At 53.4% G+C, this 23,467-nt stretch carries 22 protein-coding genes, 1 tRNA gene and 1 pseudogene; 10 read left to right on the top strand and 14 right to left on the bottom strand.

Going from position 1 to position 23,467, the window contains the following annotated elements:
* Positions 1-41: 41 nt before the first annotated feature.
* Entirely contained in the window at positions 42-2,741 is a 2,700-nt protein-coding gene (gene polA, locus CIP100161_RS05555; protein WP_166443145.1) for a DNA polymerase I, read from the bottom strand.
* Between the two features lie 71 nt (positions 2,742-2,812).
* On the opposite strand from polA, the gene CIP100161_RS05550 reads away from it, so the two are divergent.
* The 5 genes from CIP100161_RS05550 (at position 2,813) to CIP100161_RS05530 (ending at position 6,774) form a co-directional block, all read left to right on the top strand.
* Positions 2,813-2,886 (top strand) — tRNA-Leu (locus CIP100161_RS05550).
* A 219-nt stretch (positions 2,887-3,105) separates the two neighbouring features.
* Entirely contained in the window at positions 3,106-4,038 is a 933-nt protein-coding gene (locus CIP100161_RS05545; RefSeq protein ID WP_155872624.1) for a DUF368 domain-containing protein, read from the top strand.
* Between the two features lie 69 nt (positions 4,039-4,107).
* Complete coding sequence (locus CIP100161_RS05540) at positions 4,108-5,001, top strand: ABC transporter substrate-binding protein (protein ID WP_155872622.1); 894 nt, start codon at positions 4,108-4,110, stop codon at positions 4,999-5,001.
* A 57-nt stretch (positions 5,002-5,058) separates the two neighbouring features.
* Positions 5,059-6,003 carry an amino acid ABC transporter permease gene (locus CIP100161_RS05535; protein WP_155872620.1) on the top strand — a complete coding sequence of 315 codons (945 nt, stop codon included), beginning with the start codon at positions 5,059-5,061 and terminating at the stop codon, positions 6,001-6,003.
* 3 nt (positions 6,004-6,006) lie between these two features.
* Positions 6,007-6,774 carry an amino acid ABC transporter ATP-binding protein gene (locus tag CIP100161_RS05530; protein ID WP_003851262.1) on the top strand — a complete coding sequence of 256 codons (768 nt, stop codon included), beginning with the start codon at positions 6,007-6,009 and terminating at the stop codon, positions 6,772-6,774.
* A 62-nt stretch (positions 6,775-6,836) separates the two neighbouring features.
* Here the strand turns inward: CIP100161_RS05530 and CIP100161_RS05525 are convergent, their stop codons facing one another.
* From CIP100161_RS05525 to CIP100161_RS05490, 8 genes are read right to left on the bottom strand one after another with little or no spacing between them, the layout of a single operon-like run.
* Positions 6,837-7,580 carry a sulfite exporter TauE/SafE family protein gene (locus CIP100161_RS05525; protein ID WP_155872618.1) on the bottom strand — a complete coding sequence of 248 codons (744 nt, stop codon included), beginning with the start codon at positions 7,578-7,580 and terminating at the stop codon, positions 6,837-6,839.
* 2 nt (positions 7,581-7,582) lie between these two features.
* The gene (gene coaD, locus CIP100161_RS05520; RefSeq protein ID WP_155872616.1) at positions 7,583-8,062 is read right to left on the bottom strand and encodes a pantetheine-phosphate adenylyltransferase; all 480 of its coding nucleotides are present in this window, start codon (positions 8,060-8,062) and stop codon (positions 7,583-7,585) included.
* A gap of 7 nt (positions 8,063-8,069) precedes the next feature.
* Entirely contained in the window at positions 8,070-8,648 is a 579-nt protein-coding gene (rsmD, locus tag CIP100161_RS05515) for a 16S rRNA (guanine(966)-N(2))-methyltransferase RsmD (RefSeq protein ID WP_155872614.1), read from the bottom strand.
* On the bottom strand, positions 8,645-8,866 hold the full coding sequence (locus CIP100161_RS05510; RefSeq protein ID WP_155872612.1) for an acetyl-CoA carboxylase biotin carboxyl carrier protein subunit: 222 nt from the start codon (positions 8,864-8,866) through the stop codon (positions 8,645-8,647). The genes rsmD and CIP100161_RS05510 overlap by 4 nt, the downstream gene beginning before the upstream one ends.
* Before the next feature lie 26 nt (positions 8,867-8,892).
* Positions 8,893-11,007: an ATP-dependent DNA helicase RecG gene (locus tag CIP100161_RS05505; RefSeq protein WP_155872610.1), complete on the bottom strand. Its 2,115-nt coding sequence runs from the start codon at positions 11,005-11,007 to the stop codon at positions 8,893-8,895.
* 4 nt (positions 11,008-11,011) lie between these two features.
* The gene (locus CIP100161_RS05500) at positions 11,012-12,628 is read right to left on the bottom strand and encodes a DAK2 domain-containing protein (protein ID WP_155872608.1); all 1,617 of its coding nucleotides are present in this window, start codon (positions 12,626-12,628) and stop codon (positions 11,012-11,014) included.
* Positions 12,629-12,682: 54 nt separating this feature from the next.
* On the bottom strand, positions 12,683-13,351 hold the full coding sequence (locus tag CIP100161_RS05495; RefSeq protein WP_070794720.1) for a uracil-DNA glycosylase: 669 nt from the start codon (positions 13,349-13,351) through the stop codon (positions 12,683-12,685).
* Position 13,352: 1 nt separating this feature from the next.
* Positions 13,353-14,342 (bottom strand): thiamine-phosphate kinase, encoded by a 990-nt coding sequence (locus tag CIP100161_RS05490; protein ID WP_155872606.1) that lies wholly within the window; start codon positions 14,340-14,342, stop codon positions 13,353-13,355.
* Positions 14,343-14,433: 91 nt separating this feature from the next.
* Between CIP100161_RS05490 and CIP100161_RS05485 the strand changes: the two genes are divergently transcribed.
* A complete protein-coding gene (locus CIP100161_RS05485; protein WP_155872604.1) occupies positions 14,434-15,372 on the top strand; it encodes a DUF3515 domain-containing protein in 939 nt (312 codons plus the stop codon).
* A gap of 6 nt (positions 15,373-15,378) precedes the next feature.
* Here the strand turns inward: CIP100161_RS05485 and CIP100161_RS05480 are convergent, their stop codons facing one another.
* Positions 15,379-16,476 carry a D-alanine--D-alanine ligase family protein gene (locus tag CIP100161_RS05480; protein WP_155872602.1) on the bottom strand — a complete coding sequence of 366 codons (1,098 nt, stop codon included), beginning with the start codon at positions 16,474-16,476 and terminating at the stop codon, positions 15,379-15,381.
* Between the two features lie 22 nt (positions 16,477-16,498).
* Positions 16,499-17,494, bottom strand: a complete 996-nt coding sequence (locus CIP100161_RS05475) for an NAD(P)H-dependent glycerol-3-phosphate dehydrogenase (protein WP_155872600.1) — start codon at positions 17,492-17,494, stop codon at positions 16,499-16,501.
* 194 nt (positions 17,495-17,688) lie between these two features.
* Here CIP100161_RS05475 and CIP100161_RS05470 point away from each other — a divergent pair, with 194 nt between their 5' ends.
* Positions 17,689-18,699 carry an NUDIX hydrolase gene (locus CIP100161_RS05470; protein ID WP_155872598.1) on the top strand — a complete coding sequence of 337 codons (1,011 nt, stop codon included), beginning with the start codon at positions 17,689-17,691 and terminating at the stop codon, positions 18,697-18,699.
* A 78-nt stretch (positions 18,700-18,777) separates the two neighbouring features.
* Here CIP100161_RS05470 and leuD read toward each other — a convergent pair whose 3' ends face one another.
* Positions 18,778-19,368, bottom strand: a complete 591-nt coding sequence (gene leuD / locus CIP100161_RS05465) for a 3-isopropylmalate dehydratase small subunit (RefSeq protein WP_155872596.1) — start codon at positions 19,366-19,368, stop codon at positions 18,778-18,780.
* A 12-nt stretch (positions 19,369-19,380) separates the two neighbouring features.
* The gene (gene leuC, locus CIP100161_RS05460; RefSeq protein WP_155872594.1) at positions 19,381-20,823 is read right to left on the bottom strand and encodes a 3-isopropylmalate dehydratase large subunit; all 1,443 of its coding nucleotides are present in this window, start codon (positions 20,821-20,823) and stop codon (positions 19,381-19,383) included.
* 89 nt (positions 20,824-20,912) lie between these two features.
* Between leuC and CIP100161_RS05455 the strand changes: the two genes are divergently transcribed.
* Positions 20,913-21,638 (top strand): IclR family transcriptional regulator, encoded by a 726-nt coding sequence (locus CIP100161_RS05455; protein WP_155872591.1) that lies wholly within the window; start codon positions 20,913-20,915, stop codon positions 21,636-21,638.
* A gap of 10 nt (positions 21,639-21,648) precedes the next feature.
* On the opposite strand, the gene CIP100161_RS05450 is transcribed toward CIP100161_RS05455, so the two are convergent.
* Positions 21,649-22,206: an HD domain-containing protein gene (locus CIP100161_RS05450; RefSeq protein WP_155872589.1), complete on the bottom strand. Its 558-nt coding sequence runs from the start codon at positions 22,204-22,206 to the stop codon at positions 21,649-21,651.
* An 80-nt stretch (positions 22,207-22,286) separates the two neighbouring features.
* On the opposite strand from CIP100161_RS05450, the gene bioB reads away from it, so the two are divergent.
* Together bioB and CIP100161_RS05440 are read left to right on the top strand one after the other, a co-directional pair.
* The gene (bioB, locus tag CIP100161_RS05445; protein WP_155872587.1) at positions 22,287-23,315 is read left to right on the top strand and encodes a biotin synthase BioB; all 1,029 of its coding nucleotides are present in this window, start codon (positions 22,287-22,289) and stop codon (positions 23,313-23,315) included.
* Positions 23,282-23,467 (top strand): annotated as a pseudogene (locus tag CIP100161_RS05440) (PhnA domain-containing protein); the annotation flags it as partial. The gene bioB and the pseudogene CIP100161_RS05440, both read left to right, overlap by 34 nt.

Here is a 23,467-nt window from a genome sequence, read left to right as displayed (position 1 = left end):
TGAATTCCATGCTCGGCCACGGGCCCAATTCCAGCTTGGAATTAGTGTGCAGCTTCTTCCCAGTTAGAACCGACACCTGCAGAAACCTCCAGCGGTACGCGCAGTGAAATAGCCGCGTCCATTTCTTCTTCTACAAGTTGTTGAACCTTTTCTTGTTCCCCTGAAGCTACCTCGAGTACTAATTCGTCGTGAACTTGAAGAAGCACCCTCGATTGACAGTTTTCGGCGGTAAGGCGGGCGTCGACACGCAGCATTGCAATCTTAATAATGTCTGCTGCCGTGCCTTGAATTGGAGCATTCAAGGCAGCTCGTTCGGCATTTTCCCGTGCCACTCGATTATCTGAAGAAAGCTCCGGTAAGTAACGTCGACGGCCAAACAAGGTCGACGTGAACCCATCCTTTCGGGCTTGTTCGACTACTTGATCAAGGTATCGCTTTACCCCTCCAAATCGTTCGAAGTAACTCTCCATGATCACTTTGGCTTCACCAGCAGGGATGTTTAATTGCTGCGAAAGCCCAAATGCAGAAAGCCCATAAACCAACCCATAGCTCATCGCTTTAACTCGGCGGCGTAATTCAGGAGTTACCTGATCAACTGGCACATCGAAGACCTTCGAACCCACGTAATTGTGGAGATCCTCGCCCGTTTGATAAGCCTCGATCAAACCTGGGTCCTCAGAAAGGTGCGCCATAACACGCATCTCAATCTGTGAATAGTCTGCAGTAAGCAGGGACTCATATCCCTGGCCTACGACAAAAGCTGAGCGGATTTTCCTTCCTGCCGGAGTACGCACAGGAATGTTTTGCAAGTTCGGTTCGGTTGAGCTTAAACGACCAGTTGAGGCGACTGTTTGATTAAACGTAGTGTGAATACGGCCGTCATCTCCGACTGCTTTAATGAGGCCGTCGAGAGTCGTTTTCATCTTTTGGAACTCTCGATGCGCCAAGAGATGATCAAGGAATGGATGGGGATTTTTAACAGCCAGCGATTCTATTTCTTTTGCTGCCGTGGAGTATCCAGTCTTGGTCTTCTTAGTCTTAGGAAGCCCCAAGGTGTCGAACAAAACCACTTGAAGCTGCTTAGGGCTCGACAGATTTAACGCCTCATCCCCCGCAAGTTCCCGAGCAGCGCGTTCTTCCTCCCGAACCTGCTCAACAAATACGTCTCGCTGTTCCCGCAATGTGGCCACATCGACACAAATTCCAGTTGCCTCCATGCGCGCCAGCACACCGACAAGTGGAAGCTCCATTTCCCGGTAAAGCTCATACGCATCGATGGCTTGTAGCTGCGCGGTGAGCGAACTGCTTAATTCCAAAATCGCTACAGCATTGTCAACAAGTTCTTGAGCATCAGGCGCGTCAAGCAACGAGAGTTGACCGCTTTCGCTAGTGCCCCCACTTAGTTGACGTTGCAAATGGCGCTGATACACATCTTTCAGATCATACGTACGCTGACCGGGACGCAATAAGTACCCTGCGATTGCAGTATCATGCTCAATCCCGTTGAGGGTGTAGCCCCTGCCTGCGAGCATATGAAATACAGCTTTAGCTTCATGTAGGTATTTAGGCGAATCACTAGCAATCCACTGCGCAAATGCTTGGTCATCATCTGCGTCAAGATCACTGAAATCAAGTGCTACGGCATGATATTGCTTATCGACGATCGCCGCCGACTCAGCATCACCGCCGGCGGGGCTACCATGGCCGCGCACATACAATGCCAGCGACTGCCCAGCGCGATTGGCAAGCCATGATGCTAGTTTTTCATGATCGATGACGACTTCAGGTTTGTCTTCTTCAGACCCCTCAGGCACATTTCCCTGCGCATCAACTGCATGGATCACACGATCACGAAGATTCGATCCAAATTCGAGTTCATCAAACTTAGATGCAATTGCCGAGGCATCAGCGGGTTTGCGCTCCAGCTGATCTGGGACATAAGGAAGTTCGAGATCCTTGACCATCTCAGTCAAAGTCCGATTCATCCGCACTTGGTCTAAACGCTCGCGGAAGCTATTACCAGCTTTGCCTTTAATCTCATCGGCATGAGCAAGCAAGGATTCCAAGCTTCCATATTGGACAATCCACTTTGTGGCGGTTTTCTCGCCAACACCTGGGATATTAGGCAAATTATCTGAAGGATCCCCTCGCAATGCCGCAAAATCTGGATACTGCGCTGGCGTTAACCCATATTTCTCTTCCACCGCTTCTGGGGTGAAACGATGAAGAACAGATACACCACGCATGGGATACAACACCGTGGTTGATTCGTTTACTAATTGGAAAGAATCGCGATCACCAGTAACGATATACGTCTCAAAACCAAGTGGACCCGCCGCCGTAGCCAACGTGGCGATAATATCGTCCGCTTCAAAGTTGTCTTTTTCCAAGGTGGTGATTCCCAAAGTCTCTAGGACCTCTTTAATAATCTCCACCTGTCCCTTGAATTCTGGTGGTGCAGCCTCACGCTGCGCTTTGTATTCAGGGAACATCTCGGTTCGAAATGTTTGGCGGCCAACATCGAACGCAACTGCTACGTGGGTTGGCTTTTCTTCAACGAGCAGAGACGACAACATCGACAGAAATCCGTAAACGGCATTCGTCGCCTGTCCACCAGATGTAGAGAAGTTCTCCGCAGGCAGCGCGTAGAACGCGCGGAAGGCCATCGAGTGGCCGTCGATAAGCATGAGTCGGTTCGCATTGGAAGTCACGGCAGCCAGTCTAACGAGTACATCTAACATTTGCCCGAATCCACCCTACGAACAGGCGATTTGGCATAAACCTACCTTGATGGTCTATAGTTTTTTCCAGCGCCCCTGTATCCCAATTGGCAGAGGAAACGGATTCAAAACCCGTGCAGTGTGAGTTCGAGTCTCACCAGGGGCACTACTTATAACGTCTTGTCGCTAGAATTTTCTCTAGTACAAGGCGTTTTTCGTTTTTCCTACTTTCCCTAATCCAATAGACAGGCTCACATCCGAGCGCGCTTTCTTAATCGCGTCACAAATTTGACGAGATTTCACAATAAAAACAGGTTCTCTTAACGCAGTAGGTTACAGTGGAGAGTTCATTCAACCGCGCTCTTTGAGACGAGAAAGTAGAACCATGACCTCCCCTGTGAAGGCCAATACTAGTAAGACTCGCCCCATCAACGCAGTAATCAATGTGGTTTTTGGTGCATTGATCGGACTCGCAGAGTTGGTGCCAGGCGTTTCTGGCGGCACCGTTGCTCTAGTCGCCGGCATTTATGAACGAGCAATCCACAATGGCAACGCCCTGGTCCATATTGTGCGTGTCCTAATAAGTGATCGATCCCAGCTTAAAACTTCCATCCAAAATGTGGAGTGGGGATTTTTGGCATCGGTAGCCGTAGGCATGATCGGCGCCGTATTTACAATGTCTTCCGTGATGCACCACTTTGTTGATCACCACCCTGTGACAGCGCGTGCCCTGTTCCTAGGAATGGTTGCGATATCAATCGTGGTTCCATTGCGTATGATCCGGGCTGAAAGTTTGAACTCTCAGAAATTGCCAGCCCTACTTCTGTTTGTTATTGGCACTATTGCTACGTTCTTTGCCACGAGCATGACCTCAGAACCTAAGACTGACCCATCGCTACTAGCCGTTTTCTTTGTAGCAATGGTTGCCGTGTGTGCGCTCGTCCTACCTGGCGTATCCGGCTCATTTATTTTGCTGGCGCTGGGTTTTTACGAGCCAATAATCCAAGCGGTAAGTGACCGTAACTTCACCATCATCGCAGTATTCGCTGCTGGCGCTATCACAGGCTTGGCATGTTTTATCAAGATCCTCGATGTTCTCATGACTCGCCACCACACGCTAACCTTGGCCACCATGGCTGGCATGATGCTCGGTTCCCTTCGCGCACTATGGCCATGGCAAACGGACAATGCCAATCTTCTCTGGCCACCAGCTAGTTCAGGCACAACATTTGGATTTATTGCCTTGGGCGCAGCAGTTGTAGCTTGCGTAGTGCTCACGGAAATTTTGCTCGAGCGCAAGAACTTACACCACAAATAGCTACCCCGTTTTGTGGATACCCGCGATAGGAATTCTTAATATTATGAACATCACTGTATTATTTTAAGAATGACAATCCGCTCTCACGTTGTGGCTGTATGCGCCACGGCCGCGTTGACATTACCGCTTACTGCGTGTGTTACCAACGAAGAACAAGGCCATCCGGATTCTTGGGTGGAAGTAACCCCAGCCGTTGTCCCCGAGATCGCCGCCATGGTTCCGCAAGATCTAGCCAATCGCGGCACCTTGGTGGCAGGCGCTAACCCACCGTTCGCACCATTCGAATTCAAGGACTCCAATCACAACATCATTGGGATGGAGATGGATTTGATGCGGGCAGTATCAGCGGTAATGGGTCTGAAATATGAGGCTCAGCAGCAAGACTTTTCATTGATTCTTCCGTCGTTAAGCGCAGGAACAATCGACGTGGGTGCCTCTGGTTTTACAGATAACGACGAGCGTCGTGAAAACTATGATTTCGTCGATTTTTTGTATGCCGGCATTCAATGGGGCGTGCAAAAGGACTCTTCGGTCTCTCGCGAAGATCCCTGCGGTCTGACCATCGCAGTACAACGCACCACGGTGGCAGAAACCGACGATGCGTATCCTTTGCGGGAAAAATGTATCGCCGAGGGTAAAAAACCAGTAGAAATTCTTCCTTATGCCACATCTGATCAGGCGGCTACCGCGCTAGTTCTAGGGCGCGCAGATGTCTTTTCCGCGGACTCCCCTGTGTTGGGATGGGCTGTCGAACGTGCAGAGGGCAAGCTCACTACTACTGGTGAAATCTTCGACGCGGCTCCTTACGGTTTTGCCGTGCCTAAAGGTTCGCCCTTGGGACCAGCAATCGCCGCAGCTTTAGAACATCTCATCAAGACTGGCGATTACCAAAAGATTTTGAACATGTGGGGAGTCAAAGAAGGTTATGTTGAGCAAGGAATGATCAACGAAAAACCCGTCTAAATCGACACTTTGCGTGCAACTTCCCTGTTTATTTCCCCTCGTTAAAAGGACTTATCCATGACTTCCCCACAACCTATTCAGGCAAAACCATTGCGGCATCCGGGCCGCTGGGTAGCTGCCATTATTATTCTCGCGCTGTTTGTTTGGTTTCTTATTAGCGCTGCTACTAACGATGCATACGGCTGGGATATTTATCGCCAGTACCTTTTTGATACACGCATCGCTTCTGCTGCAGTACATACGCTAGCTATCACGATTTTATCGATGCTCATGGGTGTCATTTTAGGCTGCATTGTAGCGATTATGCGTATGTCGCCAAACCCCGTTTTGCGTGGTATTTCGTGGTTCTATTTGTGGATCTTCCGAGGTACTCCGGTCTACGTCCAGTTGGTGTTCTGGGGACTATTGGGATCTATTTACAGTGGCATCAACTTGGGCTTTACCGAAATTTCGTTGGAAAACTTGCTTTCCAACATGTTTATTCTTGCAGTCGTTGGTCTTGGACTTAATGAGGCTGCTTACATGTCTGAGATTGTCCGCTCTGGTATCCAGGCAGTTCCCGAGGGACAGACAGAAGCATCTAAGGCTTTAGGTATGAGCTGGTGGATGACCATTCGTCGTACTGTATTGCCACAGGCGATGCGTATCATCGTCCCACCTACTGGCAATGAGTTTATTTCTTTGCTGAAGACCACCTCGCTGGTTGTGGCAATCCCTTACACCTCTGAGTTGTACGGTCGCGCAACCGATATCGCAGCGGCGCTTTTCGACCCAGTACCGCTTTTGCTCGTGGCGGCAACGTGGTACCTGGTGATTACGTCGTTGCTCATGGTTGCCCAGCACTACTTGGAAAAGTATTACGATCGTGGCGCAACACGCCAGCTCACTGCACGTCAACTCGCAGCACTTGCTGACGCTGAAGGCACCCTTCCAAAGAATGTTGACATCATCGCAGAAGCACCCAAGCCTCACACTCCCCGCACCCCTAAGAAAGGCGCCTAAGCCATGACAGACAATCTCATGATTGATGCACAGAAACTGTGTAAAAACTACGGCCAGTTGAGTGTGCTCAAAGGTATCGATCTCCAAGTTCCCCAAGGAACAGTTACTTGTCTTATCGGCCCGTCTGGCTCAGGTAAATCCACACTGCTTCGCTGTGTGAATCACCTCGAGAAAATCTCCGGTGGTCGCCTTTATGTTGACGGTGAACTCATTGGGTATCGCGAACGCGGTGGAGTTTTGTATGAAATCTCCGAAAAAGAGGCTGCCCGACAGCGTTCCGGTATCGGCATGGTGTTCCAAAACTTCAATTTGTTCCCGCATAGGACAGTCATTGAAAATATTATCGAGGCGCCTGTGCATGTTAAGGGCGTTTCGGAATCGGAGGCTCGTTCTCGCGGAATGGCGCTCCTCAAGCAAGTTGGATTGGAACATAAGGCAGACGCGTATCCAGCCCAGTTGTCCGGTGGTCAACAGCAGCGTGTAGCGATCGCCCGCGCGGTTGCTATGGAGCCAAAGCTCATGCTTTTCGACGAACCTACTTCGGCTCTCGACCCTGAGCTTGTTGGTGAAGTTCTACGCGTCATGCGAGAGCTTGCCCAAGGTGGAATGACCATGCTTGTGGTTACCCATGAGATGGGCTTCGCACGCGAGGTTGCCGATACCGTTGCTTTCATGGATGGCGGCGTCATTGTAGAGCAAGGCCCAGCTGAACAGGTCATTGATAACCCGCAGCACGAGCGCACCAAGGCGTTCCTTTCAAGCCTTCTGTAAGTGCTGAGCCCATAAAGGTACGAGGGTGCCCCACGACGATCTCTGTCGTGGGGCACCCTTTTTTATAGGATCCCCACCAATCCGCGAACAACAGCGGATACCCCACCACCGGTAGCTAGGAGCAAAGCGAGCTTTCGTGCGTGGGTTCTGCTCACTATTCTCGAAGCCCTGGCACCGAGACTGATACCTATAAACATTCCCGCAATGCCTAGGATCCATACCCATGCCGATATCTGCGAAATTGTTCCTGCACCTGAGACAATTTTTACGATGAAGGATACAAGGCCCGAAATAACAAATATGGGTTGTAGAGTGGCAGCGAAGCGCTGTTGGTCCCACTTTGACGCTTGGGCATACACGGTGATCGCAGGACCTGCAACCCCTGCAAGGGTATTCATAAACCCACCAGCGATACCCGCCACTATTGCAGGAATCTTTCCACGTGCCGGTGGCAGATAAACCGCTCCGAATACCACTAATGCCAATGCGACTAGGAGAAGAAGTCCTACTAGAAGTTGAAGTAATGATGTCGAAACTTGGGTGATTAGCCAGGCGCCTGGGATTGCTCCAAGAATGAGCACTGAACCGATCAACGCGCACTTTTTCCATTCGACATGTTTACGAACATTGATGGTGATGAAAACCGCGTTGATGGCCGCCAATATATTGAGTACGAGAATTCCCTCGACGGGGCCAAGGAGTAATGTAAGAATGGGGCCGGCGACAAGCCCAAGCCCCATTCCAGACACTCGTTGAAGTAATGAACCGATAATTACGATTATTAAGACAACAAGTGCAAATCCCATAGTTAACTTTTTACTTTCTCCACAATCGCTGCGGCTACAGCTGATGGCAACATATCAGAGACATCTCCACCATATTTAGTTACTTCCTTACAAAGTGTAGAAGAAATGTAACCATATTGTGGATCTGTCATCAAAAACAGGGTGTCTACACCAGATAGTTTTCGATTCATCTGAGCCATGGGTAGCTCATACTCGTAATCCAGTGCCGATCGAAGCCCTTTGACGATCGCATCGATACCGTGAGCGGTAGTGTAATCCACGAGAAGGCCTGCCCAGTTATCCACTTTGACGTTCACAAAATGTGCAGTGGATTCTTTAATAAGAGCAAGGCGTTCATCGACAGTGAACATACCTGAAGGCTTATTAGGATTAGCAGTCACTAGGACAGTGACTTCGTCGTATTGCTGAGCGGCCCTTCCGATGATATCGAGATGCCCCATAGTCACAGGGTCAAAAGACCCTGGGCACACTGCTTTACGCATGATGTGTTTACTCCTCTACCAGCTCAGCGTGGAAAACGGCCATGTCCATCCGCGCAATACCGAATGTGCGTTTTTTTAGTTTCTGAGTGGTAGGCACGAAGCATGATGGCCATGCCGTTTCGGCAGAATCACGGTGCCGTTCAACCACTACTGCTGCCCCGTCTACCAATGCCGGAATGAGCGCATGGAGCATTTCGACGACTGCCTGATCATCAAGATCATAGGGAGGGTCTGCTAACACCATATCGAAATGATTTTGCGGCGCTGAAGCGACATAGGTAGATGCTTTCATCTCTACGACGTCAATGTGGGGGTGTCCAACAACGGCAATATTATGACGGATGATAGCGACAGCCTTCGGATTGTTTTCTACCAAAACAACCGAGTCGGCACCACGGCTAGCAGCTTCTAACCCCAATGCACCAGATCCAGCGAATAAATCAAGGACACGTGCACCGGCAAAACCAAAACGTACTTGCAGTGAGGAGAATAGGCCTTCGCGCGCTCTATCTGATGTGGGCCTCGTCCCATGCTCTGGAACTTTAATGGTTCGTCCACGGGCTTCCCCTGAAATGATACGGGTCATGGCTTCTCCTGACTCACGACTCGGAGGAGTATGTCTCCCCCAACAACATCGTCAAAATCGTTACTCGTTATCTCAGCGACGATACCTGGCCCTGGCGCGATGATGGGTGCTTCGAGTTTGGTTGCTTCGACGGAGGCGAGTTCTTGTCCGGTGGTGACTGCGTCTCCTTGGGAGACTTTGTAACGGACTATTCCGGCGAATGGGGCGCAGATTTTCATGGTTTTACTCTATCGCATGGGGGCGGTTATGACTTATCGATGTAGGTCTGGGTGGTGTCGTCAATGTCGGCGACGAGGTGGCGTGCTAGTTGGGGGTTGTGTGTGACGATGTGGGTTGCGTCTGTGTTGGCGCGTTCGATGAGGTCTTTGTCGTGGATGAAGCTGATGATTTTGTTGGTGTGGCCGGATTGTTGTGTGCCGAGGATGTTGCCTTCGTGTCGGTATGTGAGGTCGATTTCGGCGAGTTCGAATCCGTCTGTGGTTGCGGCAACGGCTGTGACTCGGTTGTGGGCGGGAGTTGTTGGTTGTGCTGTTGTGTGGAAGAAGCAGATGGATTCGTTGCCTCCTCGTCCGACTCGGCCGCGGAGTTGGTGGAGTTGTGATACGCCGAAGTTTTCGGATTCGCGGATGAGCATGACGGTGGCGTTGGGGACGTCGATTCCGACTTCGATGACGGTGGTGGCTACGAGGACGTCGATAGTTCCAGCGGCAAAGGCTTTCATGGTGGTGTCTTTGTCTTCGGGGTGCATGGCGCCGTGGAGCATGGCGATGCGGTAGTTGGCGAGTATGCCGTTGGTGAGTTGGTGGGTGGTCTCTTCTACTCCGCCGGAGTCTTTGATTTTGGGGCAGACTATGTAGATTTGGTGGCCTTTGTCTATTTCTTCGCGTATGCGTTCCCACATGCGTGTGGTCCATGTGATGTGTTGGTGGTCGATGACGTAGCTGTGTATGGGGCGTCGTCCGCCGGGGAGTTGTTTGAGGGTTGAGACGCTGAGGTCGCCGAAGACTGTCATGGCGATGGATCGTGGGATGGGAGTTGCTGTCATGACGAGGACGTGTGGGGTGTTGGTGTCGCGTCCTTGGTTGCGGAGGTGGTCGCGTTGTTCGACTCCAAATCGGTGTTGTTCGTCGACGACGCAGAGGGCTAGGTCGAAGAATTCGATTCCTTCTTGGATGAGGGCGTGGGTTCCGATAATGAGGTTTGCGTCGCCGGAGATGATGTCGAGGAGGGCTTTTTTGCGTTGTTCGGTGGGCAGTGATCCGGTGAGGAGGGTGACGTTGATGTTGATGCCGGCGTTGGTGAGTTGTTGGGTGATGGATGTCGCGTGTTGTGCTGCGAGTACTTCTGTGGGTGCGAGTAGTACGCATTGTTTTCCGTCGTCAATGACTTGGAGCATGGCGAGGAGTGAGACGATGGTTTTTCCGGAGCCTACTTCGCCTTGTAGGAGGCGGGACATGGGGGTGGGCTGTGCGAGGTCTGCGCTGATTTCGGTGAGGACGTTGTGTTGGCCTTTGGTGAGCTCGAATGGGAGGTGGCTGAGCATGTGTGCACGTAGGCCGTCGTTGGTTGGGGGCATGGGGTATGCGTGTCGACGTTGTGTGTCGGCGCGTCGTAGTGCCATGACGAGGGCGAGTGTGAGTGCTTCGTCGTATTTGATACGGGTGATGTAGGGTTGGGGGCCCTGCTCGTCTGGTTCGTGGATGCCGCGTAGTGCTTGGTCGAAGCTGGGAAGGTCTTGGGGTGCGAATTCGTGGAGTGGGTCTGCGATGTGTGGGGTGTGTGTAAGAATGTTGTGGACTGCACCGAGGATGCGCCAGGTGGGGATTGCTTTTTTGGCTGGGTAGACCGGTAGGTAGCTCATGGAGACGAGGATGTCGGTGATGTCGTCGAGTTCGCCGGTTGTTGATAGTGCTTGCATTCCGCCGGTTCCGGTTGCTTTTTTGCCTTTTTCTGGGAAGAGAAAGAAGTCGGGGTGCTGGAGTTGTGGGGCGTTTCGGAAGAATTTGAGTTTTCCGGTGAAGATTCCTTGTGCTCCGCGGGTGAGGACTTTTTTGATCCATGTGGCACGGAAAAATGTGGCGGTGCTGCGGGTAAAGCCGTCGGAGATTACAACGGAGTAGATGCTGTATCCGTTGCGATCGGGGTGCTCGTGGGTGTCGACAATGGTTCCCACGCAGGTGATGATGTCACCTTCTTCTGCGGCTTCGGCTGCGAGTCCAGTGCCGTGGGCTGCATATCCGCGGGGAAAGTGTTGGAGTAGGTCTTCGACGGTGGTGAAGCTGAAGTGTCGAGCGAACGCTTTTGCTTCTTTGGCTGGCAATAGTTGTGCCAGTGGTCGTTGGTCGTGCCAGCCGAGCATGGTGTTATTCCACTCCGATTTCGATGAGAGCTCCGAGACGATCTACATCGTACTGGTTGATTTCTACATCGGTGTGTGGACTGGTCAGTGAGTGGTTATCGGGGGTAAGGGCTAGTTCTTTGCGTGCGAGGATGAGTATTTGCTCGCCGCCGATGTCGAGGAGGCGGCGGCAGGCAATTCGAAGTGCTTCGTCGGGTTGTTCTGCTACGGCGATGGGTTCGGTGCCAAGGTGGACGAGGAGGTCGCCTTTGGCGCAGGCGCCGGCAGGGGTGAGTGCTGCATGCTCTGCGCGTTCGATGACTGCGGTGCGCATTCCGCTCATGGCTTCGGTCATGGCATAGGTTGCTACGGCAAGGCTTTGTTGTGGGTCGTGGACGGATAGTGCCGCGAGGCCGCGTACGAGGCTTCCAGTGGGCAGCATTGTGATGGATTGTTTGAAGGCTTGGCTGGAGCGTTCGACGGCTGCCATTTCTTGGGTGGTCAGTAATCCGTTGGGTAGGAGTATGACTTCTTGTGCTCCGCTTTGGTGGGATCGTGTGACGAGTTCGTTAACAATCTCGATGCCGTCGGCAAGTGGGGTTTCGGCTTGGCCTAAGTTGGTGCTTCGGGCAATGGCAAAGTGGTGCCCGTCACGAACGACGACAAGGGCTCCTGCGTCGGTATAGAGCCGGGCAAGGTCGCCTGGTGGGGTAAGTGCGAGAACGATGCGTTTGGGGTGAACAACCTTGGGGGTTTCGGGGAGGACTTCGATGTGGAGGTCCGTGATCGTTCCTGTTGCGTATAGCGCTGAAATCACGGTAGCTGCGTCGGCGGAGTGGATATGTACGGTTGCCGAGGTATCATTGATCGGCCCGATAACAAGGCAGTCTCCAAGGGGTGCTAGCAGGTCATGAAGGTGGGATACTTCTACCCCCTCGATGAAACACATAACTTCTAGGTAGCCACTGGTGCCGTGAGATTGCTGTTGTTCTGTTGTTTCGATTATGTGGGGGTCGTAACTTGTTGCGGTACCGGTCACGACGTGTTCGAGACAGTCAAGGAGAATGACAAGGCCTTGGCCACCGGCATCGACGACTTTTGCGTCACGGAGGACTTGTAGTTGTGATGGTGTTTCTGCCAAAGCGATGCGCGCAGCATGGGCAGCTACGCTTACCACTGCTGCGAGACTTCGATCTTCGGAGTTCGTTGCAGCGATAGCAGCTGTGCGTAGCACGGTGATGACAGTTCCTTCAACGGGATCTGAGATCGCTGCGGCTACGAAGTCTAGGGAGGATTGCAGAGCTTCCTGAATCGCGTGGGCGTCGATACGCCCGCTGTCCGCGTGGTGTGCGATGCCGCGAAGGACTTGGCTGAGCACGACGCCAGAATTTCCCCGCGCGCCTTTCACCGCTCCGGTGGCCAATGCCATGGCGACTGCTGCTAGGTCGTCTGGGTTGTCAACGCCTTGGGCTTGTTGCACAGCGGCTGTCATCGTGTGTGCCATGTTGGATCCGGTGTCGGAATCTGGCACGGGAAATACGTTAAGGGCGTTGATCTCGTCCCGGCGCGCAACGAGTTCTGCGGTGGCGGTGGTAGCCCATGTGAGAAGGTCGTGTGCACCGATGAACGTGATGTTTGGCATGGAAAAATAGTGTAGTGGTTGAAGGTGGGTGGGGGTTGGTTTGGCACAGGGTTTTTATAGTTCCCAGTTGATGGGGGTGGTGCCTAGTTGTTCGAGGATGGTGTTGGCTCGGCTAAAGGGGCGGGATCCGAAGAAACCACGGGATGCTGATAGGGGTGAGGGGTGTGGTGAGGTGATGACGGGGGTGTTGCCGAGGAATGCTTGGGTTGTTTGGGCGTCTTTGCCCCACAGGATTGCGACGAGTGGTGTGTTGCGTTGTGCGAGTGCTCGGATGGCGGTTTCTGTGATGGTTTCCCATCCTTTTTTGCGGTGAGAGCCGGCGTTTCCAGGTTGGACGCTAAGGACTCTGTTGAACAGTGCCACTCCTTGGCGCGACCATGCGGTGAGGTCGCCGTCTGTGGGAGCTGGGATGCCGAGGTCGGTGGACAGTTCTTTGAAAATATTGGCGAGGCTGCGTGGCAGTGGGCGTACGCCGGGTTGTGTGGAAAAGGATAGGCCCATGGCGTGTCCTGGTGTTGGGTAGGGATCTTGGCCAACGATGAGCACTTTGATGTCGTCGAATGGGTATTGGAATGCGCGGAGGATGTCTGATCCTGCGGGCAAGTAGCCACGGCCTTGGGCGATTTCATTGCGGAGGAAGTCTCCCATGGCGTGGATGTTGTCAGTCACGGGCGCTAGTGGTTCTATCCATGAGGGATGAACTGGCAGTGGTGTGTTGTTCATGTTAGAAGCTCACCCATCCGTCGTCGTATGCTGGTGCTTCGCCGCCGACGAGGACTTCGCCGGCAGCGTGAGTTGGTTGGTTGCTGCGTTTGATTACTGTGCCGATTTTTCGGAATCCGGTAGGTACTGCGTGCGATGTTGTTCCCATGAGCGTGTGGTCTTCCCCACCGCCTAGGACCCAGTGCCATGGGTCTTCTTCGAGGATTTCGGCTGCTTCATACATCAGTGTGCTGGGTTGGATGGCACTCGGGTCCAAGTCCATGACTACGCCGGATTTTCGAGCCATGGTGCGCAAATCCACGATGAGGCCATCGGAGTTGTCGGTAAGGGAGGATACACCTGCGGCACGTGCGACAAAGCCTCGTCCTTCGGGGACGTAGGTTGCGCAGTGTGCTGATACTAGTGGCATGAATCGTTCGGGGACGCCGTCCCTACCAAATCTGTTGAGCAAGGCTAGTCCTGCGGCTGATTCGCCGATCACTCCACTGGCGATGACAGTGTGACCAGAGCGGGCACGGTCGAGGGCAAGTTCGGGTAGTGATCCGCCGAGTTGGCCTACGGCTGTTACGGATAACACGATGGCGTCGCCGTCGGTGATGTCGCCGCCGACGAGTTCTGCTGAGTAGTCGCTGACGCGTTCTGCGATTCCGCGTGCTAAGTCGGAGACGAACTGCAATCGTGTATATGCGGGTGCGGATATGGCTAGCAGGGCTGCGACGGGGCGCGCTCCCATAGCTTCGATGTCGGCGAAGTTTTGGGTGATGGCTTTGCGGCCGATTTCTGCTGGGGTGGACCAGTCGAGGCGGAAGTGTCGGTTTTCTACGAGCATGTCAGTGGTTACGACTGCTCTGGAGTTGGCGCCTGCGTGACTTAGGACTGCTGCGTCATCACCATTGCGGGAGCTTGGTGCGTGTGCGGTGATGACATTGATGGCGGCTTGTTCGCCGACTTCTTTGAGGGTGGGGTTGTTTCGGATGTGTTCTTCAGTCACGGTGGTGGGTACTCCTCGGTGGTGGGGTCCGGTGTGGTTTCGATAGTAGGCCACTTCTTGGCAGGTTCTCTATCTGATCTACTATGTGCTTATGCACTCTGATGATTCTTTTCGCTGCGGCCCGATTGTTGTCGCTTTGGTGTTATCCATTGTGTTGGTTGTCGGTGTTTTGGTGGGCGCAAAACTTGTGTATGACAAGGCGGCACACCAGCCGGTGGCGATGTCGGATGTGGGTTCTCCGTTGGGTGATTCTGCACAATGCCAGGAATTTTTGGAGGCTCTCCCCGAGCATGTTTTAGGTCATAAGCGTGCCCAGATTGCTGATCCTGCGCCTGCAGGGGCTGCCGCGTGGCAGTCCGATTCTACGAGGCGCGTCACGATCCGTTGTGGGGTAGATGCACCGTTGCAATACACCGCATTATCTGAGCGTATCGACGCCGCCAACGCCGCATGGATGGAGGTAGGCGATGCTACGCCGGGTTCCACATTGCGGACGTGGTATTCGGTTAACCGCTTCCCTATTGTTGCTGTTACAGCGGATGCTGAAGCACTAGGTGATCATGCGAGTCCTCTAGAAGAGTTGGGGGGTGTTGTGTCTACTTTGGAGAGTAAAGAAACTAAGCCTCATCCTATTCCGCTGACGGATCTTCAGGTTCATGCTGGCGAGGATCGCTCTGCGACGTGCCGTGCACTACTAAAGTCGGTTCCAGATAGCTTTGGTAGCGACATCACCTACCGCAAGACCACCGATGTTTCGCTTCCTGATGGCAGCGTTGTGTGGACTGCGGCTGGTTTTGAGCCCGTAGTGCTGCGTTGTGGAGTTGAGTTCCCGAAATCGTATAAAGCTGGTGAACGTCTCAACCAGATCAATTCGGTTCCGTGGTTTGAAGACACCACATTGCGTAATGGTACGACCGCATCGACGCACTACGCGTTAGACCAAAAAGCTACGGTCGCGGTGAACCTGCCACATGAGGCTGGTAACGCCGCGCTCGTAGCAATTACTGAGGCGTTGGAGTCGATCCGCTAACGCGAATTATTTGTGCAAGGCTTGCTTGATCAAGTTATCGAGCAGCTGTGCATAACCGATTCCGGTCGCTTCGAATACCTGGGGGTACATCGAGATCGGGGTAAAACCTGGCATCGTATTGATCTCGTTGAGTACGGGTCCGTGATCAGTGATAAAAAAGTCCACGCGTGCCAAGCCACGGCAGCTTAAAGCTGTGAAAGCCTTCAGTGACAGCTCTTGAATCAACTCAGTAGTTTCCGCATCGAAGGGCGCTGGAATGTGAGCGGTCACCACATCATCAAGGTATTTGGTATCGAAACCATAGAAACCTTCGTCGCCCTCATCAGTATCTTGCAGCTGGGCGGGAACAGACGCCACCAAGGAGCCGTCGATACGCTCAAGCACACCGCATTCGACCTCTACACCCACAATTTCAGCTTCGACGATCACCTTAGAATCGTGCTCGCGTGCGAGGCTTAACGCCGCGTCCCATTCGTTCCAATCAGCTACCCGAGAAATACCAATGGATGATCCACCGCGTGCGGGTTTAACAAACACTGGCAGACCGAGTTCGCGCTTATGTTCTTCAGTCAACGTTTCCGAGCCGCGAAGGATAACTTCCTTGCCAACTGGCAAACCTTCAGCCGCCATGAGTTTCTTAGTAAATTCCTTATCCATTCCGCAGGCGGAGCTCAATACACCAGTTCCAACGTAGGGCACACCAGAGAGCTCAAATAGACCTTGGATCGTGCCGTCTTCACCAAAGCGACCATGCAAGACTGGGAAGACTACATCGACTTTGGCATAAAGCGATCCATCCTCGAAACGTAGCTCGCCAGCGGCGGTTGGATTGACCGACAACGATACTTCCCTTGTGAACTGTACCTCGGGCATCACGCGGTCGACAGTCTTAAGACGACTCGGATCCGATTCCCCCACGGTCCACTCACCGTCGTGCGTGATACCTACTGGGAACACCTCGTAGCGCTGCGGATCCAGGTGCGCCATAATAGCGCCAGCAGATACACACGACACGGAATGTTCTGAGCTGCGGCCACCGTAGATGATGGCAACTTTAATACGAGGAGTTTCTGAAGAGTTCTGTGCTGAAAGATTTTGGCTCACAGACGCAAACTTTACCCTGTAGCTACTCAGATTTCTTGGTACGCCCCATCAATGCAGCCACCATGTCGGCAACATTTTGATCACGATGACATACTCCGAATACCGCACGGGTAATGGGCATATCGACCCCCAAGGAATCTGCTAGCCGCGCAATAGATTGCGAGGATATAACTCCTTCGGCTACTTGCCCGTTTGTCGCTGCACGGGCTTCGTCTAAAGTCTTGCCTTCACCCAAACGGGCACCAAAGGTGCGGTTACGCGACAACGGCGATGAACATGTAGCTACCAAGTCTCCCAACCCAGCTAAGCCTGATAGGGTTCGCGGATCTGCACCTATGGCTACACCCAAACGTGAGATCTCCGCTAGACCACGCGTCATCAACGTTGCCAGAGTGTTCTCTCCTAGCCCCCTACCAGATGCCATACCGCAGGCAAGGGCGATCACATTTTTGCAAGCCCCGCCGATCTCACAACCGATAACATCTGTGTTGGTATACGGACGGAAATAAGGAGCCGCCAAAGCATGCTGGATACGCTGGGCATTTTTCTCATTTGTGCAGGCAATAACGGTGGCCGCTGGTTGTTCCTCTGCAATCTCACGAGCCAGATTCGGACCTGACAAGACAGCCACTTTGTCAGGTTGCACACCCGTAACCTCCGCGATTACTTCACTCATGCGCAAAAATGTCTCTTTTTCGATACCTTTTGCCAAGCTCAGCAACAAAGCATCCTGTGGAATATCTCCACGCCATTCGGCAAGATTTCCGCGCAGAGTTTGGCTGGGAACAGCGAGGACAACAACATCGGCATCGCACAGTGCCTGCGTTGGCTGCGTTGTGGCCGTAAGGGTGTGCGGCAACGCAATACCTCGAAGATAGGCGGAATTTGTGTGCTCGGTGTTGATTTCTCGGGCGACTTCTTCACGACGTGCCCACAAGGTGACATCACAGCCTGCGTCGGAAAAGACTTTAGCCAAGGTAGTTCCCCAAGAACCGGCACCCATCACGCCGATCTTCATAACTTGCCTCCTAGTTCGCACGGATAAACTCCATAACACTTGTTGCATTCGACTATATCTGTTCCCAGCATCTCCCTATACATAAGACTATTGCTATGCGATGGTATTGGGGTGATGGCAATGCCACCGACGGCGTAATCAAGGCTTAAGATTGTTGAAAACCGCATGCACTGCGAGAAAGGTCACGCATTTCCATGACGTCTTCTAACAAGCTCCACGAAGTAGACAAAGACCAACAGTCAGCTTTCGACATCACAGGCCGCTACCAAACAATTTCAGCTCATCCCACAAAAGAATTTTCCAAACCAACTCTGGCAGCGGGTGCTGTTCTATGGCGCCACAACTCTACAATCACTGAAAACCCAGCAGTGGAATTCGCTGTAATCCACCGCCCGCATTACGACGATTGGTCCCTTGCCAAAGGCAAAGTTGATCCAGGCGAATCGCTACCAGTTACCGCTGAACGCGAGATCCGTGAAGAGACTGGCTACCACGTTCACTTGGGAAAGCTTCTCGGGAAAGTGTCCTACCCCGTTGGGGAGCGCACCAAAGTGGTGTACTACTGGACCGCCCAAGTTCACGATGAGGCCTTCGAAGAAAATAACGAAGTAGACGAACTACGCTGGCTCCCCTACACCGAGGCTCGAGAAATTCTCAGCTACGACGTTGACCGCCTGGTGCTAGACAAGGCCTATAAACGTCTTACGTTGCCCACCACTACTCGAGTGATTTTGGTGCGTCATGCTAAAGCACATCAACGTCACAATTGGGCAGGCAATGACAGCATCCGACCACTGGAGAAAAAGGGCCAGCGCCAAGCAGACCTACTTGCTCCCATGCTGGCAGCTTATGGCCCAACAAGTATTCACTCCGCCACCCCGGCGCGGTGCCAGCAAACCGCTGCACCGCTATCTGAGCTTACGGGGTTGGAGGTCATAGTTGATGATCGTTTTGATGATGAGGCGTGGCTATCGCGTATGACCGTTGCCCAGAAGGCTTGTGAGGAGCTGATTGCAACTCCTGGTACTCATGTGGTGGTCAGTCAAGGTCTTTTTATTCCTGATGCTATTGCATGGTTGTCCGCTCAGGGACGGTTGCCGTTAGAGACCATTGAGGCGAAGAAGGCTAGTGCTTGGGTGCTGTCTTTCCACGAGGGTGAACTAACAGGTGCGGATTATTTGGTGAGCCCCTTGGGCGTGAAGTAATCACTTTCCTGACACAGCTATGGGGCCTCCTAGAGTTGTTCGCTCTAGGAGGCCCCACTTTTCTTTGCGGCTGAGGTGTTATTGTGTTACGGGTTTGAAGGATGGCCGGCGTGCTTCAAAGGCTGCAATCTCGGCTTCTTTGCGCAGGGTGAGTCCTACGTCGTCAAGTCCTTCCATGAGACGCCACCGCGTATAGTCGTCGACGAAGAATGGGTACACGTTTCCTTCGCAGGTGACGGTGCGTTCTTCGAGGCTTACGGTGACCTGCGCGCCGGGTGTTTGTTCGAGTTGTTTCCACAGCAGCTCGATGTCGGTTTGTTCCATTTGAGCTGCCAGTAATCCGGCTTTTCCGGCGTTTCCGCGGAAGATGTCGGCGAATCGCGAAGAAAGGACGACGGCGAATCCGTAATCCATAAGTGCCCATACTGCGTGTTCGCGTGATGATCCGGTGCCGAAGTCTGGTCCGGCGACGAGGACGGATCCGTTGCGGTAGGCGTCGTTGTTGAGGACGAAGTTGGGGTCGTTGGTGCGCCAGTTGTTAAAGAGTCCGTCTTCGAATCCGGTGCGGGTGACGCGTTTGAGGTAGACGGCTGGGATGATCTGGTCGGTGTCGACGTTGGAGCGGGTCAGCGGTACACCGATACCGGTGTGGGTGGTGAATTTTTCCATTGTTTTTCTTCCTTAGTCCAGATCGGCGGGGGTTGCCAGGGTTCCTTTGATTGCGGTTGCGGCGGCAACTGCTGGTGATACGAGGTGGGTGCGTCCACCTGGGCCTTGGCGGCCTTCGAAGTTGCGGTTCGAGGTGGATGCGCAGCGCTCGCCTGGGGTGAGTTGGTCAGGGTTCATTCCTAGGCACATGGAGCATCCCGCGGTGCGCCATTGTGCGCCGGCTTCGATGAAGATCTTGTCTAGGCCTTCTGCCTCTGCTTGCTCTTTGATCATGGTTGAGGATGGGACGACCATCATGCGCACGGAGTCGGCGATGGTTCGGCCGCGCAGGATGTCGGCTGCAATGCGGAGGTCATCCATGCGGGCGTTGGTACAGGATCCGAGGAAGACTGTGTCGATTGTGATGTCGCGTAGTGGGGTTCCTGGGGTTAGCCCCATGTAGGCGAGTGCTTTTTCGGCTGCAGCTTTTTCGTTGTCTCCTGGGAAGTCTTCTAGTGAGGGCACCACGCTTGACAGCGGTAGGCCTTGGCCTGGGTTTGTTCCCCATGTGATAAATGGTGTGATCGCGGAGCCGTCGATGGTGATTTCGGTATCGAATTCGGCTCCTTCGTCGGTAGGCAGGGTCTTCCAATAGGCGACAGCGTCGTCCCAGTCTTGGCCGGTGGGTGCCATTTCACGGCCTTTGATGTAGTCGAATGTGGTCTCGTCGGGGGCGATCATGCCGGCGCGAGCGCCTGCTTCGATGGACATGTTGCAAACTGTCATGCGCGCTTCCATCGACAGTTTTTCGATTGCTTCGCCGCGGTATTCGATCACGTGGCCTTGTCCGCCGCCGGTGCCGATGGTTGCGATGATAGCCAAAATGAGGTCTTTGGCGGTGACCCCTGGTTGCAGCTCGCCGGTGACGTTAATGGCCATGGTTTTAAATGGTTTCAGTGACAGTGTTTGGGTTGCCATCACGTGTTCTACTTCGGAGGTTCCGATGCCAAAGGCCATTGCACCGAAGGCTCCGTGTGTAGAAGTGTGTGAGTCGCCGCACACGATGGTCATGCCTGGCTGGGTGGCACCTAATTGTGGGCCTACCTGGTGCACGATGCCTTGTTTTTTATCGCCCATGGCGTGGAGGCGCACTCCAAATTCTTCGCAGTTTTTCCGCAGGGTTTCTACCTGGGTGCGTGAGACAAGATCGTTGATTTCCAAGAGGGAACCGTTGTGGATCCCTTCGGTGGGAACGTTGTGGTCTTCGGTCGCTAGGTGCAGTTCTGGGTGTCGCAGTGTGCGTCCGGCCATGCGTAGGCCGTCGAAAGCCTGAGGTGAGGTGACTTCATGCAGTAATTGGAGGTCAATGAAGATAAGATCTGGTTGGTCGCCTTCTCCTTGAGAAACAACGTGGTCACGCCAGACTTTTTCAGCGAGCGTGAGTTTTGAACCCTTCGATGTCATGGGGCTGGTCATGAATCGAATCACCTCTTCTACATAAATTTTCCACTACATCAAACGACCCACAGGTGAATCCCGCGCAATGGAATGCTAATATTCATCTCATGGGAAAGATTAACACAGATCCTGCTGCAACAAGCGGCATTAAGGTTCTCGACCGCGCTGTCTCCATCATGCTCGCAGTCGCGGAACGTCCACTATCACTGACCGAACTGTGCGACGTGACCAATCTCCCCCGAGCCACAGCACACAGACTGGCCACAGCGCTAGAAACCCATAACATCTTGACACGCACCTCCGATGGCAAATGGACCATCGGCGCAGTCTTGAGCTCGCTCGGGGCCGGCAGCTCCACCAAGCTTATCGACGTAGCCACCCCGATCATGGCTAGCCTCATGAACGAAACTGGCGAATCCGTCCAGCTGTACCAACTAGCAGGCGCAACCCGCGTATGCATTGCAGCCCAAGAGCCCACCATTGGGCTACAAAACACTGTCCCTGTTGGTACGCGCCTACCACTTACCGCTGGATCCGCGGCAAAGGTCTTTCTTGCCTACTCCTCCCCTACATTGCGCGATGCCATGCTGGCATCAGGAGCGCAGTTTACCCCCGAAGACCTTGAAGAAGCCCGCGATCGTGGCTGGTCAGAATCGATTAGCGAACGCGAAGTTGGCCTCGCAAGTATTTCTGCCCCCGTCTTCGACAGCGAAGGTCTTTTCATCGCCGTCCTGTCTGTTTCCGGCCCCACCGAGCGCCTGCGCCCATCACCTTCCGCACTATGGTCACAGCAACTAACCGAAGCTGCGGCACATCTATCACAGTCGCTCTAGGTATTACCCATTATGCCTTAGCAAATGTGCTTAGCAGGCGGGCATAGTCCGCCACCCCTGGAAAATCTTTGCCAAGCCTGCGCTCCAGCACATCCCACACGCTGGAATACCACCATAATTGGCGGTCTTTTCCGGCATTAAACCGCGCCCACAAAGCATCACCCACAGCCTCATAATCCGCCACCATGGACATGAGGTTGTGGGTTTTATCGGCTAAACACACAATTAGCGCCTCATGGCTAGCGGTTTCGAGGTGCGTTAAGTAGGAATCCGCACGCTCTTGCCACATAGGCAAGCTCGAGTCTTTAGTCACCTCCTTCACGATAGACACCACTCGGGGACCAAAATCGTTGAGCATGTCGTGCTCGGAATACTCCTCCGCCGCGTCTTCAAGGACGTCGTGAAGCAACGCTGCGATGAACACGTCCTCATCGCGCGTACAGCTTTGGGCTATCACCATCACCGAGTACGGGTGACAGATATAAGGGATGCTGGTGGCTTTGCGTATCTGATTGCGATGGGCATAGGCAGCAATGGAGATTGCGTGGGCAAGTCGCGGGCTAATCATGAGCCCATCCTAAGCTAACGCGTCGAACACCACAGTCGTTACAGCAGATCTTCACGATTGAAAGGTGTTCAATAGAGACTATGACTGCCACATTGAACATAGTTCAGGATCTCGAAGCGTCGGTACTCGCTGGTACTGCCATCACACGCGAGGAAGCACTCGCGCTTATCGACGCACCCCTTGACGAACTCAGCGCAGCAGCCGACCGCATCCGCGCACAGATGTGTGGTGACGGATTCGACATGTGCAGCATTATCAACGCCAAATCCGGTCGCTGCCCAGAAAACTGCACCTTCTGCGCGCAAAGCATCAGGTACCCCACCATCAGCGTGGACTCTTACCCGCTGATCACCGCAGACGAACTCGTACGACAAGCACAAGAAAACAAAGACAAAGGCGTAATCCGATTTTCCATCGTCACCTCCGGCCGCAAGCTACGCCGAGACGAAGTTCGCCATATTTGCGAGGGCGTACGCCGAATCAAACAAGAAGTCGGCATCGAAGTATGTATCTCCGCAGGTTTACTAAGCGCCGAAGACTTCCAAGCTCTCCACGATGCCGGTATTTCTCGCGTGCACTGCAACCTAGAAACCTCCCGCGCATACTTCCCGAGCATCTGCACCTCACACACCTTTGACGATAAAATCGCAACCCTACAAGCAGCACGCGACGAAGGCATGAGCCTGTGCTCCGGCGGAATTCTAGGGCTTGGCGAGTCCATGGAAGACCGCATCGACATGGCACTCTCCGCCCGTGAGCTCGGGGTCAACTCATTCCCCGTCAATGTACTCGTGGCCATCGAAGGCACCCCGCTGGCTGGAACCGAACAACTCAGCCCCGAAGAGGTACAACGCTGCGTAGCCATCTTCCGTTTTATCCTCCCCCAAGCGGCAATTAGGCTCGCCGGCGGCCGCGAACTACTTGGCGACGACGGCAAGGCCTGCTTCCAATCCGGCGCAAACTCCGCCATCAGCGGCGACATGCTCACCACCACCGGCACCACCATCGCCAGTGACATGGCACTAGTCAAAGATCTCGGATACACCGTCACCTTGGACGAATACACCTACGAGATGCCGCAGCCGACGCAGAAGAAACCTCCACGGTGATTGTCGATTCCGTAGGAAACGTTCTAAGCGACGGCGACGCCGTCTTCAAGCCGGAAGTAGGCACCGGACCTGAGGATCACAACATCGAATGCAAAATCGACGGCTTTGGCCAGATGATCCTCAAACCAGCAGTGGTGAAAAAGATCGTATAG

The organism is Corynebacterium rouxii, assembly GCF_902702935.1.
Lineage (GTDB): Bacteria > Actinomycetota > Actinomycetes > Mycobacteriales > Mycobacteriaceae > Corynebacterium > Corynebacterium rouxii.
This window is presented reverse-complemented; position numbering and strand designations above follow the sequence as displayed.